Annotated in this window: 16 protein-coding genes; 8 read left to right on the plus strand and 8 right to left on the minus strand. The window is 57.5% G+C overall.

Going from position 1 to position 16,697, the window contains the following annotated elements; all coding sequences use genetic code 11:
- The first annotated feature begins 32 nt into the window (after positions 1–32).
- Both EXR70_15010 and EXR70_15015 read left to right on the plus strand, forming a co-directional pair.
- On the plus strand, positions 33–1,220 hold the full coding sequence (locus tag EXR70_15010; GenBank protein MSP39794.1) for a hypothetical protein: 1,188 nt from the start codon (positions 33–35) through the stop codon (positions 1,218–1,220).
- Between the two features lie 73 nt (positions 1,221–1,293).
- Positions 1,294–2,442 carry an amidohydrolase gene (locus tag EXR70_15015; protein MSP39795.1) on the plus strand — a complete coding sequence of 383 codons (1,149 nt, stop codon included), beginning with the start codon at positions 1,294–1,296 and terminating at the stop codon, positions 2,440–2,442.
- Between the two features lie 142 nt (positions 2,443–2,584).
- Here the strand turns inward: EXR70_15015 and EXR70_15020 are convergent, their stop codons facing one another.
- From EXR70_15020 to EXR70_15030, 3 genes are all read right to left on the minus strand, one after another.
- Positions 2,585–2,974: a hypothetical protein gene (locus EXR70_15020; protein MSP39796.1), complete on the minus strand. Its 390-nt coding sequence runs from the start codon at positions 2,972–2,974 to the stop codon at positions 2,585–2,587.
- A 30-nt stretch (positions 2,975–3,004) separates the two neighbouring features.
- Positions 3,005–4,180, minus strand: a complete 1,176-nt coding sequence (locus EXR70_15025; protein MSP39797.1) for an MFS transporter — start codon at positions 4,178–4,180, stop codon at positions 3,005–3,007.
- 114 nt (positions 4,181–4,294) lie between these two features.
- Positions 4,295–5,191: a mechanosensitive ion channel family protein gene (locus EXR70_15030; GenBank protein ID MSP39798.1), complete on the minus strand. Its 897-nt coding sequence runs from the start codon at positions 5,189–5,191 to the stop codon at positions 4,295–4,297.
- Here EXR70_15030 and EXR70_15035 point away from each other — a divergent pair.
- Positions 4,829–6,343, plus strand: a complete 1,515-nt coding sequence (locus EXR70_15035) for an ABC transporter substrate-binding protein (GenBank protein MSP39799.1) — start codon at positions 4,829–4,831, stop codon at positions 6,341–6,343. The genes EXR70_15030 and EXR70_15035 overlap by 363 nt on opposite strands.
- 10 nt (positions 6,344–6,353) lie before the next feature.
- Here EXR70_15035 and EXR70_15040 read toward each other — a convergent pair whose 3' ends face one another.
- Positions 6,354–7,163: a TatD family deoxyribonuclease gene (locus EXR70_15040; protein ID MSP39800.1), complete on the minus strand. Its 810-nt coding sequence runs from the start codon at positions 7,161–7,163 to the stop codon at positions 6,354–6,356.
- A 143-nt stretch (positions 7,164–7,306) separates the two neighbouring features.
- Between EXR70_15040 and EXR70_15045 the strand changes: the two genes are divergently transcribed.
- The gene (locus tag EXR70_15045) at positions 7,307–7,615 is read left to right on the plus strand and encodes a type II toxin-antitoxin system Phd/YefM family antitoxin (protein MSP39801.1); all 309 of its coding nucleotides are present in this window, start codon (positions 7,307–7,309) and stop codon (positions 7,613–7,615) included.
- Positions 7,579–8,025, plus strand: coding sequence for a putative toxin-antitoxin system toxin component, PIN family (locus EXR70_15050; GenBank protein MSP39802.1), 447 nt, complete (start codon positions 7,579–7,581; stop codon positions 8,023–8,025). Before EXR70_15045 ends, EXR70_15050 begins: the two co-directional genes overlap by 37 nt.
- A 27-nt stretch (positions 8,026–8,052) precedes the next feature.
- On the opposite strand, the gene EXR70_15055 is transcribed toward EXR70_15050, so the two are convergent.
- Together EXR70_15055 and EXR70_15060 are read right to left on the minus strand one after the other, a co-directional pair.
- The gene (locus tag EXR70_15055) at positions 8,053–9,045 is read right to left on the minus strand and encodes an ABC transporter substrate-binding protein (protein MSP39803.1); all 993 of its coding nucleotides are present in this window, start codon (positions 9,043–9,045) and stop codon (positions 8,053–8,055) included.
- A 76-nt stretch (positions 9,046–9,121) separates the two neighbouring features.
- Positions 9,122–10,294, minus strand: a complete 1,173-nt coding sequence (locus tag EXR70_15060) for an MFS transporter (GenBank protein MSP39804.1) — start codon at positions 10,292–10,294, stop codon at positions 9,122–9,124.
- Positions 10,295–10,568: 274 nt separating this feature from the next.
- Between EXR70_15060 and EXR70_15065 the strand changes: the two genes are divergently transcribed.
- The 3 genes from EXR70_15065 to EXR70_15075 all read left to right on the plus strand — a co-directional run bounded on the left by EXR70_15065 (position 10,569) and on the right by EXR70_15075 (position 14,555).
- On the plus strand, positions 10,569–12,317 hold the full coding sequence (locus EXR70_15065; protein ID MSP39805.1) for a thiamine pyrophosphate-requiring protein: 1,749 nt from the start codon (positions 10,569–10,571) through the stop codon (positions 12,315–12,317).
- A 163-nt stretch (positions 12,318–12,480) separates the two neighbouring features.
- Positions 12,481–13,524, plus strand: coding sequence for a cupin domain-containing protein (locus EXR70_15070; GenBank protein MSP39806.1), 1,044 nt, complete (start codon positions 12,481–12,483; stop codon positions 13,522–13,524).
- A gap of 62 nt (positions 13,525–13,586) precedes the next feature.
- Positions 13,587–14,555 (plus strand): hypothetical protein, encoded by a 969-nt coding sequence (locus EXR70_15075; protein ID MSP39807.1) that lies wholly within the window; start codon positions 13,587–13,589, stop codon positions 14,553–14,555.
- On the opposite strand, the gene EXR70_15080 is transcribed toward EXR70_15075, so the two are convergent.
- Together EXR70_15080 and EXR70_15085 are read right to left on the minus strand one after the other, a co-directional pair.
- Positions 14,237–15,499, minus strand: coding sequence for a hypothetical protein (locus EXR70_15080; GenBank protein MSP39808.1), 1,263 nt, complete (start codon positions 15,497–15,499; stop codon positions 14,237–14,239). The two genes, EXR70_15075 and EXR70_15080, sit on opposite strands and share 319 nt — an antisense overlap.
- A gap of 112 nt (positions 15,500–15,611) precedes the next feature.
- Positions 15,612–16,331 carry a hypothetical protein gene (locus EXR70_15085; GenBank protein MSP39809.1) on the minus strand — a complete coding sequence of 240 codons (720 nt, stop codon included), beginning with the start codon at positions 16,329–16,331 and terminating at the stop codon, positions 15,612–15,614.
- Positions 16,332–16,697 lie beyond the last annotated feature (366 nt).

Consider the following 16,697-nt stretch of genomic DNA (forward strand, 5'->3'; position numbering starts at 1 on the left):
TTTTCGCGTTGAAACTTGAAAGGTAGGTTTGTGTGAGTTCTGTTCCACTGATTCCTAAACAGGCGGCGATTGCGGTCGGCGATATGATCGACAACTGCGCCAAGGTGAAGCCGGGGATGAACGTGCTTCTCGTCGCCGGTAACGACGGTATGTATGGCGGCGTCAATATCGTCGACTCGGAAACTATTTCATGGCTCCATTCGGCCATCGTTCAGCGCGGCGCCGATGCGACGGTGGTGTGGTGCGATATTCCTTACCGGCCGACGGTGCTGTGGGGCGAGGGCGCAGATCCGAACAAAGCTTGGCGCGTGCCGAAGATCGTCGCCGCCGCCATGAAAGGCGCCGACTGTATTATCAGCAACGCCGTCGATCTGACTTTCGAAGAAGAGCTGCGCGAGACCGCCGATATTCTCGAAGAACTCAACATTCCATACGCGCGCAACATGGCGACGACGGGATCGCTGTTAACTAGCAACTGGGGACTGACGCCGTACGAATTGGTTTCGGAAATCCGCGTGCAAGCTTGCGCGCTGGCGGTGCCGGGCGCCAAGTGGGTGATGACCCATCCGAACGGCTCGCATATCGAAGGCTACGTCGTTAAGCCGGAAGACATGGACGACTACGCGCACTACCGCGACATCGGCGTCTACCGGCCGTTTCCCGAAGGCGTGTGGTCGTCGATTCGCGCCCGCGACGCCGAAGGCGTCGGCATCATCAACGAGATCGGCGTGATCTGGGCGCGCCACATCGGCGTGCCTTGTCCGTTCAAGCAGCCGGTCAAAGTTTTCATCGAAAAAGGCCAGATCAAAAAATTCGAAGGCGGCGCCGAAGCCGAGACGTTGACGCGCTTCTATCAATTCATTTCGAAATATTTGGGCGACGCGGCCTACGAAGTGCGCGGTTTTCACGGCGGCGTGCATCCGTCGGCAATCCTCGAACCGCACCAATGTCCCAACGCGCCGTACCGCCACTTCATCGAGCACCATCACTGGAGCAGTTTCCATTTTCATATGGGCAACAGCCGGCGCAGCAAGACGTTCCCATACTTGATGCATATCTCCGCTGAACTGCGCGGCGGCAATCTCAAGATCGGCGACAATTACGTTTACAAAGATGGCAGAATCACCACCGCGGACCATCCGAAGGTGCGCGCCATCGCGGAAAAGTATAAGGACCGGCCGGGGCTGGAGCCGGAGAAGTGGTTGCAGACGCCGAGGTGAGGTTGGCTCAGTTTTGAGTTTTTAGTGTTTAGTTTTTAGTTGGGAACAGATGGAAGATTTTTGGGAGTAATGAATGATGGCTAGCAAGTATCGGCTTTTTTCCGCCGACTCACATTTAGAAATATCACCGGAGCGTTGGACCAGGCGGGTGCCGGAGAAGTTTCGCGATCGGGCGCCGCGTTTGGTGAAGCTCGCCAATGGTGGCGATGGCATCATCATCGAGGGGCGGCCGCTTTATGTTGTCGGTCTGGCGATCGCCGGTAAGCCCTATGAGCGGCATGAGCTGCGGGGAGTCAGCTACGAAGGCTCGGAGGGCGCGGGCGCGCCGGAGCAACGTATCAAGGAGCAGGATCAGGACGGCGTCGACGGCGAGATACTCTATACTTCTGCGAGCAACTTGAGTTTCTGGCGCGGTATTAACAACGACGACGCCTATCTTGCCACGGTGCATGCTTACAATACGTTTCTCGCCGAAGAATATTGCGCGGTCAATCGCGATCGACTGATTGCTCTCGGCGCGATTCCGACCCATTCCGTCGACGCGGCGATCAAAGAATTAGAATACTGCGCTAAGGCTGGACTCAAGGGCATGATGCTCAATACCTTTCCCAGCGGAAAATCCTATCCGTCGCTGGCGGACGATCGTTTCTATGCCGCGGCACTGGATCTAAACATGCCGCTTTCAGTGCACGTCGCGATGGGATTGCCGGACGGGCCGCTGTTCAAGTACGACAAAGATCCCGGCGAGGTGGCGTTCGGCGGCGAGCCGATCCGCGTGCTCACGCGCTTTGGCGGCAACAGCGGCTTGAACGCGGTGCAGCTGCTGTTGTCCGGCGTCTTCGAGCGTTTGCCGAAGCTAAGAATATATTGGGCGGAAACACAGATGGGCTGGCTGCCTTACTATTACGATCAGCTCGACGACGTTTATAAACGCAGCAAGCATTGGATGCAGCGCTACTTCGATTTGAAACCTCTGAAGAGGCAGCCGAGCGAATATTTTCGCGAGCATTTATACTGGGGCTTCATCTACGACCGCGTGGGATTGCGGCTGCGTTACGATGTCGGCGTCGATAAGATCATGTGGGGCAATGACTTTCCCCACTCAGCGGGAGACTGGCCCAACTCGAAGCGGGTCATCGCGGATATTTTTTCCGGTGTCCCTGAAGATGAAAAGCAGAAGATGCTTGTGGACAACGCGGTATCATTCTTCCATTTGAATTGATCGAAATGAAGGGGCCGGTCGCGACCGGCCCTCGCTTGGATTCGGAAGATTGGCCGCACCCTTCGACACGCTCAGGGCAATCGGGAACACGGCGGCGCAAAAAAATCATATGTAGGGGCAACCCCCTGTGGTTGTCCTCCGATTATTTCCCGATACTTCCCACCGTCAACGATAACACTGACTGATTGTCTTGCTTGCCGATGCCGATCATGACGGTCTTGGCGTCTTTGCTGTAGGCGAGCATGGCGCCGCCGCTCACTAGATTCATGCTCGTTTGCCAGCCGCGCGCGGCCATTTCTGTTTTATAAAACTCGACGAGCTTTTCACTCTCCATGTCGCCGCGAAAGGTCGCTTGGCCGACGCCGAAGCCGAGAAAAGAAATTTCCACTGGCTTGTCCGTGCTTTTTTTCATCGCGCTGGGAACGGGAATGGCGACGCCGGAGATGGTTTCGTCGCGGGAACCGGCGCAAGCCGCTAACAACAGCGACATTAAAATTGTCGCTAACGTAAATCGCTTGATTCGCTGAAACATAATCGCTCCTTTCGATTTCGGCTGGCCAGTTTACGAATTGGTTTCCGGCGCGACCGGCAGACCGAGAAAAAACCAGGAGATGAGCAGGGCGACACCGGCCAGTTCCGGCAGCGACGGCGAGAAGTGAATCAAGGCGCCGCCGAGCATGCCGCCGAGGGACGAACCGATGAAGCCGAAGGAATTGTAAACCCCGCTCGCCGTGCCGCGGCCGGCGCTGGGAACCTGCTGGGTCAAAAACGCCGGCAGGATCGGTTGGTAAATGCTGTAGCCCAAAAAAAATGCCGCGCCGCTGACGCAGAGCAAGAAATCGTACTGCGCGCCGAACAGATAAACCGCGTAGCCGACCGTCGCGCTCAACCAGCCGACCATGATCGGTGTGCGGAAGCGGCCGGCCTTTTCGGCGCGGCGCATGTACGGAAAGACGAACAGCACGCTAGGCATGAAAATAATTAAATACACTTTCCACAGCTGGGCTTTTTCCAATCCGATGTCAGTCCAGCTGAGCGGGTAGGTGAAGAAAAATAAATTCAACGCGAAGGACAACACGAAAGCGGCGATGAAGATCGGCCGTAAACGCTTGTCGGTAAGGATCGGCCGCAGCGCCATGGCCGGTTCGGTTTGTTGTCCGCGCCGTTCTTTGGGAAATGCCGCGATGGCGAGAACCATGGAAAGAAACGCCAAACCCGCGAGGACGTAAAAGATGCCGTTGAGTCCGATGTGCGCGGCGAGGAACGGTCCGGCGAGCAGGCCGATCATGAACGAAGCGCCGATGGCGATGCCGGTGATCGTGTAGGCTTGGGTGCGCACGCTCGGCCGGGTGAGATCGGCGAGGGCGGCGAAGGCCACCGAACCGACCGCGCCGGTGCCTTGCAACGCGCGGGCGAGAATCAAGCCGCCGATACTTTCCGCCAGCGCGCACGCCACGCTGCCCACACAAAACAGCGTGAGGCCGAAGATCAGCACCGGCTTTCTCCCCCAGCGGTCGCTGGCCCAGCCCAAGGGAATCTGAAAAATACATTGAACGAGCGCGTAAATGCCAAACGCCAAACCGGCAAGCGGCGCCGATGCGCCGGGATAACGCACGGCGTAGGCGCTGAAGATCGGCAGCATAAGAAAAATCCCCAGCAGGCGCAGCGCGGAGATCAGGCTGACGACGATGACCGGGGCGATTTCTTCGCGGGTAAAAGAGTGATGACTATCAGCCAAGGTGAAGGGGATGCTCCGTTGTCGTCAAAATGGTTGGTTCAATCTACACGCTTTGAGCGAAAATTGAAGAGCGAGTCATTGCTACGGAGAGGTCGCACGGGACGGTCATTCCATTCATGGCGACGTCACAGAGGTTGTGGCTGCGCGCGGATTCGCCTGTCGTGGGGTGGGCGCCATTTCCACGCCTTCGGCATCGAAGGTTTTCTTCAAACGGCGGCGGTATTCGTGGCCGATTTCGTTTTGATGCGACGGCTGGGTCTTGAAGCGCGCCTTGATGGTCACGGCATTATCAGAAAAGTTATCGACGCCGAAAATCTCGATCGGTTCGAGCATGAGGCGGCGAAACTCCGCTTCGTTTCTCATTTCCTCGGCGACCCGGCGCATGATCGCGGTGACACGATCGGTGTCTTCTTTGTAGGCCACCGAGATATCGATAACGTAGGCGGACCAATCCATGGTGGCGTTGGCCAGCGTATTGATCGTGCCATTGGGAAAAACATGGACGACGCCGGCGAGATCGCGCAGCACAACGGTGCGAAACGTCACCGCTTCGACCAGACCGGTAGTGCCGTTGATGATCGCCGTGTCACCGACCCGAATCTGATTTTCTAGCAGCAGAAAAAATCCGCTGACTAGGTCGCGGACCAAATGCTGAGCGCCAAACCCGGCGGCCAGACCGAAGACGCCCGCGCCGGCGAGGATCGGCCCGACGTTGACGCCGAACTGGCTGAGGATGATGATAATGACAATGAACCACAGGAAGCCGCTAGCGATGGTCCACAGCACATTGGCGAGGGTCTTGATCCGTTGTGCGGCCGCGCCCGGCGCACGTTCGGTTTTCTCGGTGGCGTGGATCAAAAAACTTTCCAGACGGCCGAATCCGGCGCGCAGCAGTTTGATGATCGCGTAACCGGCGCACACGATGACGGCGATCCGAAACAGTCCCTGCGCGGCGTCGACTCCGAGGGTCAGCAAGTTGGCGATGAATGTCTCCCAAGTATGTGCGGACATAGAACGTCCTCCCTTTTTCAATCACTGATATGTTTGTCGCAAATAACGGCGAGAGATGCCAGGCTGTCGTGCGTGGCGATATTTATCTTGACAAGTTTCGGCGCTGGGATAGATTGCCGCCAATTGTCTGTTCGAGGAGGAAACATAGGCAAATTCATCTCACTGCTGGCGGTATGGATCGTCCTGACAACGGTTTCAAATGGTGTCGCCGGAGCTGCGTCGGCGCCGGACAAAGTAAGATTTCCATATTCGCCGATTTCCTGGAACAGTTTGCCTTGGTGGATGGCCAAAGACGCCGGCCATTTTGAGAGAAACGGTTTGGACGTCGATATGTTTTACGAAGGCGCGTCGTCGGTGATCGTCCAAGCGATGCTCGCCGGCGAGGCGAACTTCGCCGGCATCGCCGGGCCGGCGATCGTCTCCAACGTCATCAGCGGCGGCGATATTATTCAGATCGCAGCCATCGTAAAGACTTTCACCGTGCCGATGTACGCGCAGCCGCAAATCAAAGACGTGGCTCAGCTCAAGGGACAAAAGGTCGCGGTCAGCCGCTTCGGCTCGATCTCGGATATCGCGGCGCGAAATATTTTTCAGAAGTTCAACGTGACCGGCGTGACGGTTTTACAGTCGGGCGGCACGCCGGAATCCGCCGCCATGCTGATGTCCGGCTCCGTCGCGGCAGCCATGGTGCCGGCGCCGCAAAGCATGATGCTGCGCGACAAAGGCTTTCGCGAGTTGGTCGGCGTCAAGCAGTTTCGCGAGTGGAATATTCCCGTGGTTGAAAACGGCGTGGCGGCGCGCCGATCCTTCATCGACAAGAATCCCAGCATCGCCAAACGTTTCATCCGCGCCGCTTTCGAAGGGATTCAAACGATCTACACCAACAAGGAATTGACCATGAAGACTTTAGCCAAGTACACCAAAATCACCGACGAGAAAATTTTGGAAGAAAGCTACCGCTTCTCAGTGGACGCGCTCAGCAAAGAAGGCTTCATGCCGCCAGAAGCGTTCGGCGCGCTGGTCGATCAATTGGTCGGGCAAAAGCAGATCGACGAAGCGGTCAGCAAGAAGACGCCGGTGACCGCTTTCTTCGACAATCGTTTCGTCGTTGAGTTGGAGAAGGAAGGGTTTTTTAAAAAGTTGTGGGAGTAGATGCAGTTTGCTACTTGTGATGGATATCAGCGAATGCCGTTCGTGACAGCAGCGCAGCACAGTTCGTGAGCCACGGATCGTTGGCGACGAGCCGCGAAAAATTCGCGTGAACCATTTGTTCGATTCTCTCCGCCGTTGATTCGCGCAAGCCGGCTACTGTTTGGACGACTTCGATTATCGCCTTCGGCATTCCGATCTCGTCGTTTTTCTTCAGCCACTTAAGCGCGCCGGGGTTGTCGGTCTCGGTTAGCAGTAGACGATCGGGAATCCGCTTGGCAATTTCTTTGATGTAATCCGAATAATGAACTTCGACGCCGATGGTGAAGTAGCAGCCAAAGTCGATCATCGCTTGTAAGATGTCGAGCGGGCCGGAGTACCAGTGGATGATGGCGCGGCGGACATTGTACTTCTCGAGCAAGTCTAGAATTTCTTTTTCGCCGGCTTTGGTGTGCAGGTTGACGAACTTTTTCTGCTCAGCGGCTGCCGCGATGAAATATTCCAACACTTTTCTTTGCGCCGGGTAAGTCGACGCATCTCTCACCCAGTGAAAGTCGAGGCCGATCTCGCCGATGGCGGGACTCATTTCGATGTAGCGGTTGAGTTCCGGCAAGCAGCCGGCGTATTCCGCCGCGCGTCGTGGATGGATGCCGAAGGTCGGCAGCACAAGTTCGGAGCGTTCGCCGATCTTTTGCAATTCCAGATAGGACGGCACATCCATCGCGGTGGCGACGGTAAAGATGCGCTCGGTTTCGATTTGCCGCAGCGCTTCGTCGAGCAGGCTGCCGTATTTATCCAAGTGGACGTGGGCGTCGATGAGCATGCCGGCTATTTATCGCGTAAGAAAGCCAATTAAAAGTCCTTCAAGTGCTTTGATTGATTGGTGCGGCCAAAGTCATTCTTGCAGTCCTATGAGGCGGACTGTAGACTTATCGTAGACAGATTAGGCCACCAAAGGAGTTTGCCATGAAATTTGTTTCAAGCCGGGAACTGCGAATTAGTCCAGGGGGTGTTTGGAAGAAACTCAGTCAGGAAAAGGACCTGGTGATCACCTCTAATGGCCGTCCCATTGGGATACTGACGTTGGCCGACGAGGATATTTTGGAGGATGTCCTGGCGACGCTTCGGGGTAGCCGCGCCCAACGCGCTGTGCATAGCATGCGTCATGCAGCGCGAGATCGCGGCCTCAATAAACTCACCGATAAGGAGATTCAAGAGGTTATTAAGCAAGGACGGCAATCGAGCCGCAAAGCTGCTGTCGGAGGGCATCGGTGAAAATCGTAGTGGATACCAATGTGTTGGTGTCCGCTCTCATCCGGTCTGAGGGAATTCCTGCTCGAATCCTCAACGTCATTCTTACCCGTCAAGTCCAAGTCGTTCTCGACCATCGCATCTACGCTGAGTATCAAGACGTGCTGCTACGCCCCGAGTTCGGTTTTGCACCGGAGCCGGTCGATAATCTATTGGATTTTCTTCTTCAATCCGGCGAACGAGTCTATACGATTAAAACATCGGTGGCGTTGACGGACCCCTATGATGGAAAGTTTCTTGAAGTTGCGAGCGATGGATCGGCGGATTTTCTCGTCACCGGAAATCTCAAGCACTTCCCCGCCCGTCAGCGCCACGGTGTTCGTGTCGTCAGCCCGCGCGAATGGTGGGGCCAATGGAGCGAAAGCAAATCGTAATTGCTCGCGCAGTCGCTCAACTCACCGCTATTCCGGCTTCCAGCCGCGGGTTTGCAGTTCTTGGTGGACTTTTTTGGTTAGCGCGAAGTCGTAGATGCGATCTAAGCGCGGCGGATCTTTTTGTTGGGCCGGTGTCATCAGGTATTCGAGCGCTCTGCGTTGATCGTCCGGACTGATCGTGCCGTCGTCGGTGAGGGCAGGACGGATCTCGTCGAAACCGCCGGCGATGGTTTCTTCCTTGGCTTTGAGTGCGCGGGCGATGGATGAAATCGCGCGCTCGCGGTTGGCGCGCATGTAGAGCAAGCCTTTGACTTGAGCCCGCACGAATCTTTCAACCAGTGCGGAATTGCTCAGTAGCGAGTCGTCGCGGGTGAATGTCGCCACCGGAATGTCGGCGTATTCTTTTTCCGTGATGAACGAGTAGATCTCGCGATAACCGTCTTGTTTGGCGTTGAGCGTGAACGGCGTCGAGAGCACCGCTGCATCGACGATATTGGTTTTCAGCGCGATGTAGCGTTCGCCGCCGCCGCCAACGGCGAGCACGGCGACTTTCTTGCCGCCGTCCGCCATGCGTTTTTTCATGATGTCGCGCAGCAAAAGATCGGGGCCGCTGCCATAGCTGGAGATGCCGACGCGTTTGCCGTCGAGATCGTTAAAGGAACGAATCTCCGGCTTGACGTAGAGCGCGTACGTGGGACGGCGCAGCGGCGTGAAGACGACGCGCAACGGCAAACCGCGCAGCGTGCCGGCGAGGCCGCCGCCGCCGGTCATGAGAAAGTCGATCTCCTTGGCCGCCAGCGCCAGAACCGACGGCGCCGAGCGGATGACGACGAGTTCGACGTCGAGTCCCTCTTGCTTGAAGTAGCCGCGTTCGGTTGGAACCAGAGAGGACGCGACGATCAGTGTGAGCGTCGGGATGCCGACGCGGACTTTGCGTAGCTCTTGGGATTGTCCTGAGGCAGTGAAAAGTATCGCGACGAGTATGAATGTTGCTAGCCAAATTGTTCGCCACTTGTTCATGGTCGCCCTCACCCTAGCCCTCTCCCACTTCGTGGGCCAGGGGGACAGGAAAAAGTTTTTCGCGGCATGCGCCGAATTACTTTTGCCGCCAACTGATGCATAGTCCGAGCAGCGCCACGGCGGCGGTGGTTGAATACATGATGAAAAAACTTTGATTCACCAAATCAAGTAACGCGCCGAGGGTCAAGGAGCCGACACCGATGCCGAGGTCGTAGAAAAATTGAAACTGCGCCAGCGACTGGCCGCGCCGTTCGGTGGAGCTTTGGTCCACGGCCAGTGTCATCAATGCCGGCTGCGCCGCGCCGGTGCCGAGACCGCCGACGATGGCCGCCGCCATGAGCCAATCGGAGGACGTCGAAAACGCCAGCAAGATGATGCCGGCGAGATTCAAAATCAGTCCGGGGATGATGACCGCGCGCCGGCTGACTTTATCGGAGATTGGGCCGGCGATGGGGCGGCTGAGCAGGATGCAAGCGGCGTAGACAGCGAACCAGATGCCGGGATTGCTGAGGCCGAGCTTCAACGCATGAATCGGCAGAAAAGTGAGAATGCCGCCGTGGCCGAAGGATAGAAAAACCACGCCGATGGCTGGGTCGATGGATTCCTTGACCATGATGTTGTCGATCCAGCGCTCGGCGTTGTGCGGCTGCGTAGCGGCGCGCTTCGGTTCGGCGACGGGCAGAGCGAAGACGAAGCTGACGGCGAGAAGAACGCTGGCGCCGATGAACACGCCGGAATAGTCGAATCGATGATAGAGCGCGAAGCCGAGCACCGGTCCCAACGCCGAGGCGAGGCTGCTCGCCATTCCCGCATAGCCCATCAGTTCGCCGCGCCGCGCTTGCGGCACGATGTCGGCACTGATCGTCGACACCGCTGTGGTGCAGCCGGACCAGCCGAGGCCGTGGAGCACGCGAAACGGCAGCATTAGTGCAATCGACGGCGCCCACAGATAGCCCAACTTGCCCGCTGCGAAAAACGCGATGCCGTAGAGCAAAAAGGGTTTGCGGCCGATGCGGTCGATAAATAATCCGATGGGAATGCGCATCACCGTCGCGGTAACGGTAAACACCGCCATCACCGCGCCGATCACGGTGGAGGACGCGCCGAAGCTGATCAAATAAAGCGGCAGCAGCGGCCGGGTGACATGATGCGCCAGAAAAACTCCGAAGCGGCTCAGCCAAGTGAGAATGAAATCCTTGAGCCAAGGATGGGTTGGAGATGTTAGCGGCGATGATTCGCTGGTCGACATGGGAAGCTTCGATCTTTGCGGTAGGGGCGAGGTAAAGTCAATTGCGCGATGTCGAGATGGAGAGCAAAAGGGAAATACCTTTTCACCACGAAGGACACGAAGGGCACGAAGTTCGTAAAATAATTATCCGAACCCTTCGTGTCCTTCGTGAACTTCGTGGTGCAATTCCCTGTCACTTCGCGCGCCGCAGTCTAGCAACACAAAAATTGCCGTTGCAAACTTTTTTGAGTCCTGACAGAGTGAGGCGGTTTTGCCGACGGGAAGGAATGAATTTATGACCACACCAAACACGACGGTTGCCGTTGCCACCGGCGCCGAAGCTTTTCTCGCGCAGATGCGCGCGTTGGGTTCGGTGCGCTACATGTTCGCCAACACCGGCACCGATCATGGGCCGTTGATCGAAGCGATGGCGCGCACGGCGGGGGAAGATCCGCGCGACATTCGCCCCATCGTCGTGCCCCATGAGCAGGCGGCGGTGTCGATGGCGCACGGCTATTACAATGTCACGCAGCAGCCGCAGATGGTTTTGGTACACACCTTGCCGGGTACCGCCAATGCGCTGGGCGGCATCATCAATGCCGCTTCGTGCAATGTGCCGCTGTTTCTCTGCGCCGGCCGCACGCCGATCACCGAGGGCGAACTGCGCGGCGGCAAGAGCCAAAACATTCACTGGCGTCAAGAATCGCGCGATCAGGGCAACGTCGTGCGCGAATTCGTCAAGTGGGACTACGAAATCCGCACCAACCAAAATCTCGCCGCGGTGGTGTCGCGCGCTTACAAGATCGCCATGAGCGAGCCACGCGGCCCGGTGTACATGACGCTGCCGCGTGAGTGGCTCGCCGAAGCGCTGGAGTCGACGCAAGTCTTCGCGCCCGACGCTTTGATGCCGGCGAGTAAGGCCCAGGCCGACCCGGCGTCGCTGGAAAAGATCTCCGAGTGGTTGATCGCCGCCGAGAATCCCCTGATCGTGACGAAATATCTTGGGCGTAATCCCGAAGCGGTAAACTATTTAGTCGAGCTCGCCGAGTTGCTGGCGATCCCGGTGACGCAGCAATTGACCTATGTAAACTTCCCCACCGATCATCCGCTCTATCTCGGCACTCAGCCGGCCAAGTATATTCGCGATGCCGACGTATTGTTTTTCATCGACACCGATGTGCCCTGGGAGCCGCCGAACCGAAACATCTTGCGCGACGGCGTGAAAATTATTCACCTGGAGCGCGATCCGTTGTTTACCGGAATTCCAGGCTGGGGTTTTCCCGCCGACCTACCGGTGACCGGATGTTCGGAAGTTACCTTGCCGGTGTTGAGCGCGTTGGTTCGTAGCAAGATCGCCGGAGGTGCGGTGGCGCAAGCGAAGATAGACGAGCGACGCAAGAAGACAAAAGGCGAACATGATGCCGTGATCGGCGAGATGGACGCCAGCGTCGAGGCGGTAAAGAATCAAAACCCGATTCATCCGTATTGGTTGTCCAAATGCATCGGCGACGCGATGGATGATAAGACGATCATCGCCAACGAAACGATCACTTCGAAATTAGCGGAAACGATTCACCTCAACCGCCCCGGCTCCATGTTCAACACGCCGCTGGCCGGCCATCTCGGTTGGGGTTTGGGCGCCGCCATCGGTATGAAGCTCGGCGCGCCGGAAGCGACGGTGATCGCCGCCGAAGGCGACGGCTCGTACATGTTCTGCGCGCCGACGGCTTGTCATTTCACGGCGCAGAAATATCAGATTCCTTTTTTAACCGTCATCTACAACAACCAAGTCTGGAACGCGAGTTTGAATGCCGCGCGCGGTCTCTATCCCGACGGCGTGGCGGCCAAGACGGGTAACTTTCCCGGCACGGATTTGACGCCGTCGCCGAATTTCGAACTGACCGCGCAAGCCTGCGGCGCTTACGCCGCGCGTGTCGATGAAGCGAGCGCGCTGCCGGATGCGCTGGCCAAAGCGCTGAAGGTGGTGAAAGAGGAAAAGCGCCAAGCGTTGCTTAACGTGATTTGCAAAAATCCTTTGGCGTGATGGCGTGCGCTTCATGTAGGGGCCGGTCGCGACCGGCCCTGATTCGGATGATTGGCCGCACCCTTGGACACGCTCAGGGCGGTCGGAGCGCAAAGGGCGCAAAAAAAATTTGGACTTGTAGGGGCGGACCGATGTGTCCGCCCGTTCGAAGGATGGTTTTCTCATGACGAAAAAAGATCACCAAGAGCGTATGGCGAATTTAAACCTCAACGTGCAGCAACGCTCGCTGCGCGGCGCGTGGCAGCGCGAGCGCGGCGCGGCGAAGCAGGAAGAGATTCGCCCGGCGGTGTGGCGCTGGAGCGAAATGGCGCCGCTGTTGCTCGAAGCGGGGGAGTTGGCGCCCCTCGACGACGTCATGCGCATGCGCACGCTGCATATGACCAATGGGCCTGAGACCATTCCTCTCGGCGTGTCGCGGACCTTCGCGGCGATGCTGCAGCATGTCAACGGCGGCGAAGTGACCGATTCGCATCGCCACACCGCGACTTCGGTTTACTTCGCGATCCAGGGCAGCGGCATTTATACCACCGCGGAAGGCGAGCAACAGTTCATGGAGCCGGGCGACCTGCTCACCCAGCCGAGCTGGACCTGGCATGGCACGACTAACAATGGCAAGGAGCCGGCGATCTGGTTTACCGCCATGGACACCGCGCTGATGCAGTACCTCGACAACTGGCAGAATGAACGGTATCCGGAAAGTTTTTCCGAGCCGATCACCAAACCCGACGGCTTTCATATGAAACGTTTGGGCGCGCTACGTCCCGCCGGCGACAACCAGGCCGCTGGCCCGTTGCCGCTCAAGTATCGCTGGGACGAGGCGCTCAATACTCTGCAAGAACTGGCGGCGTCGGCGGACGCCGACCCGTATGACGGTGTCATGCTCGACTACGTGAACCCGGCAACCGGCGGGGCGACGACGGCAACCATGCACTGCCGTTTGCAGATGCTTCGCGCCGGCGAAGAGACGCGCGCGCACCGCCATACCTGCAACACGGTCTATCATGTCGTGCGGGGACAGGGCGTGACCAAGGTCGGCAAAAGCAAAGCCGATGAAATTGAGTTGGCTTGGGCCGAGCGCGATTGTTTCAACATTCCAACCTGGCAGTGGCACCGCTTGAAAAACTTTTCTTCCGAGCCGGCGTTGTTATTCTCTGTCAGCGACCGGCCGTTGTTCGAAGCCCTTCGTCTGTATCGCGAAGAATCTTAAATTCCCCGTCGAGAGCGCAATTCTCTTTGCGCCTCTGTGAGTTTTGCGCTACATACCGAACTATGGTCGGTCAACTCTCGCTAGTTTGCCCGCAGTGCCAGACCGGCAATGCTTTCGACGCGCAATTTTGCGACGAGTGCGGTGCGCCGTTCGACGCGCACTGCACTCGCTGCGGCGAAAGCAATCGTGACAGCGCCAAGTTTTGCAAAAAATACGGCAATCGCTTTAACCTTACGGAGCGCATCGGCGAAAACGCGAACCTGAGCGGAGCGATACCTTTTAGTGATAAGGCCGGCCCCATGCTCGCGCCACCGCACCATTTGGCCGGCGAACGTAAACGGGTCACGGTTCTGTTCGCGGATATTCGCGACTCGACAAGTTTCATCGAGAAGCTCGATCCGGAGCAAGTGCGCAAACATTTCGATCCGGTCCTGCGCATTATGATGGATGCGGTGCGGCGCTACGGCGGGATCGTCAATCAAGTTTTGGGTGATGGCATCATGGCGCTGTTCGGCGCGCCGCTGGCCCATGAGGACCACGCCGTGCGCGCCTGCTACGCCGCTCTGGCGATGCAAGAAGAGATGCGGCGCGGCGCCGACATGTTTGGCACGCTGCCAGTGGGCGCGCTGCGGATCGGTGTCGGCCTCAACTCCGGCGAAGTGGTGGTGAGCTCCATCCTCAATGACCTCAACATCGACTATTCCGCCCTCGGTCACACCACGCATCTCGCGGCGCGAATGCAGGAGCTTGCGGCGCCGGGTGCGATTTTACTCACGGCTGCCAGCGCTCGCGAGGTGGAAGACTTCGTCCAGTTAAAAAATTTGGGAGCGCGGCAAGTCAAAGGAGTGACGCAGCCGATAGAGGTCTTTGAGCTGCTCGGTGTGACTGGCGCGCGCACGCGATTGCAGGCCGCGGCGCGCCGGGGCTGTTGTAGCAAAGTAATTATGTCAGGGTTGTCATCCTTCCACCCTGACATAATTACGTTGCCGTTAACCCCTGACATAATCACTTTGCTACAACACTGCGCATAGATTTTCTTGACGATGCTGTAGTCGTACATGCCGAGCGGATTCGCCGGCACGGCGACTTTGGTGAGTTCGGCGCGGATAGCGACTTCTTCGCGCAAAATATCGTCTGGGAGCCAGCCTTCGTCGGTCATGCTGCTCTTGGTCACCTCGTAGTCGGCGCGCAGGCCTTCTATCGGCGATGGGTCGTGCTTGCCGATGATCGCGATGGCTTCGTCGCGGTTGAGCCGGGCGTACTCGCGGCCTTTGACGATGGCGCGCAGGAAGCGCTCGACGAGGGCGAGATTTTCCGCTAACAGCTTGCTCGACACCGCGACGCCGTTCCATACCAGCTGAATTTCCTTGCCGAGATCGGCCAAGACTTTTTGTTTTTGCAGACCGAGCTTCACCAGTTCGCGCGGCGCCAGCGGCGTGGCGTCGACCATGCCGGACATTAAAGCGGGCAGGCGGACTTCGTTTCTGCCGACGGTGATGAACACGACGGAAGCGGGATTGATGCCTTGTTTCCGCAGATACAAGAGTGTCGCCAGATGGCCGGTGTCGCCGAAACTGTTAATGACAATTTTCTTGCCGATAAGATCTTTCGCTGTGGTGATGTTGGCACTGGTGGCGACCAGATAATAACTCGGGCGCGATAGATTGGTGTAAATGATCTTGACCGGCCCGCCGCGCACGGCGGCACTGAGCGACGAACCGGCCGAGCTGCTGAAATGAAGCTGACCGGAAAGCAGCGCCGGAGTCGCCACGCCGCCGCCTATGCGCAGGACTTCGACGTTCAATCCCTCATCGCGGAAATAACCTTTGTCCATGGCCGTGACATGGTCCATGTACGCGGCGCTCAATACAGCGTAAGAAACTTTGACGTTTTCTAATGCCGCCGCAGCGCGCGCATCCAACGTGAAGAGTGATACTACGGTAGCGGCAAGCGCCGCGATGAATAATCTTTGCATTGCGATTGTCTACCTTCGGCAGCGATTAGGATGGTGAAGGGTCAGGGGTAAAGCGTAAGGGGTTATCGGAGTTCTCACGCCTCACCCTTTACCCCTGACGCCTTACGATTCTTCAAGTGGATAGCCCCACGCGCTTCGCTCGCTCGATATATTCGTCGGCGAGACGCACGGATTTTCTGGTGTAGAGAATCACGCGGATCGTCGCCATGTCGCCGATGTTGCGGTGCGGCGTGCCGGGCGGGATCAGGAGAAAGTCGGCGGTGTCGAGCATGAAGTCGCCTTGGTTGGTGCGGGTGGCCCGGGCGCCGGTAAGTTGAAAGGCGATCTCGTCTTGGTTAAAGCCGCGGTGATAAATCTTTTGCGCGTCGGAGCGATGCGTGGTCTCGATCAGGATGTCGGCGTTTTCCACCAACTCAAAATGTTTGCCACCGGACGCCGTTCCTTCGTCGATCTTGTCGAGCACGGTTTTCGGTTTCAACAGTGTGCATTGCTTGTTCGGAACGACGCTTTCTTTGACCGGGTAGGTGTGGCCGATCTGCAGCGGATTTCTGGTGTAGACGATCAATCGCGTCGTCGCTCCGCTGCCGCTGTTGGCGTGGCTGATGTTGGCCGGAACGACCAACAGATCGCCTTCTTCCAGCGCAAAGTCGCCTTCAGAGGTGTTGGTGACGCGCTGGTTTTGCACTTGGATCTGGGTCTCGCAGAAACCCGCCGGCCGATGGCCGTTGGTTCCTTTGGCGCCGCGGCAATATTGCAGCTCGATGCGCACGTCGTCGTTGACGAAAATTGGCAGCTGCTTGGTATCGCCGTCACCGGGTAGATCGGTTTGCAACAGCTTGAGCGGCGCGATCAGCTGGCAGGCACGCTCGTGTTTGTCCTTGCAGCCGATGATGTCTTCTTCTTCGTCGACTTCTTTCCAGACCCGTTCAGTTTTGGGTCCGATGTTGCCGATAAATGAGAGAGTGTTTATTTATTTGTATTTGGTTCCCATGATTGCGCCTCCTGGTTTGTTGTATTTGGTTCGGTCCGGTCGAATCGCTTAGATTTTACTTTTAAGGAATCTCTGAACAAGTCATCTAGCAAGTCGTCTAATAACGAAGAGCAGAAAGACCGACAAGGTGAGGCGGGAGGAAAGAGCGTGGGGGAGCAGACAACGTTTGCGAGTTTGGCGTGGGCGAGAAAGAAAAAGCAGAGCAAG

The organism is Deltaproteobacteria bacterium, assembly GCA_009692615.1.
In the GTDB taxonomy this organism is placed as follows: Bacteria; Desulfobacterota; Binatia; order UBA9968; family UBA9968; genus DP-20.

Coding starts and splice junctions, on each gene's coding strand:
- EXR70_15015 (MSP39795.1), top strand. CDS start 1,294: ATGATGGCTAGCAAGTATCGGCTTTTTTCCGCCGACTCACATTTAGAA.
- EXR70_15020 (MSP39796.1), bottom strand. CDS start 2,974: ATGTTTCAGCGAATCAAGCGATTTACGTTAGCGACAATTTTAATGTCG.
- EXR70_15035 (MSP39799.1), top strand. CDS start 4,829: ATGCTGAGCGCCAAACCCGGCGGCCAGACCGAAGACGCCCGCGCCGGC.
- EXR70_15030 (MSP39798.1), bottom strand. CDS start 5,191: ATGTCCGCACATACTTGGGAGACATTCATCGCCAACTTGCTGACCCTC.
- EXR70_15040 (MSP39800.1), bottom strand. CDS start 7,163: ATGCTCATCGACGCCCACGTCCACTTGGATAAATACGGCAGCCTGCTC.
- EXR70_15045 (MSP39801.1), top strand. CDS start 7,307: ATGAAATTTGTTTCAAGCCGGGAACTGCGAATTAGTCCAGGGGGTGTT.
- EXR70_15055 (MSP39803.1), bottom strand. CDS start 9,045: ATGAACAAGTGGCGAACAATTTGGCTAGCAACATTCATACTCGTCGCG.
- EXR70_15060 (MSP39804.1), bottom strand. CDS start 10,294: ATGTCGACCAGCGAATCATCGCCGCTAACATCTCCAACCCATCCTTGG.
- EXR70_15065 (MSP39805.1), top strand. CDS start 10,569: ATGACCACACCAAACACGACGGTTGCCGTTGCCACCGGCGCCGAAGCT.
- EXR70_15070 (MSP39806.1), top strand. CDS start 12,481: ATGACGAAAAAAGATCACCAAGAGCGTATGGCGAATTTAAACCTCAAC.
- EXR70_15075 (MSP39807.1), top strand. CDS start 13,587: ATGGTCGGTCAACTCTCGCTAGTTTGCCCGCAGTGCCAGACCGGCAAT.
- EXR70_15080 (MSP39808.1), bottom strand. CDS start 15,499: ATGCAAAGATTATTCATCGCGGCGCTTGCCGCTACCGTAGTATCACTC.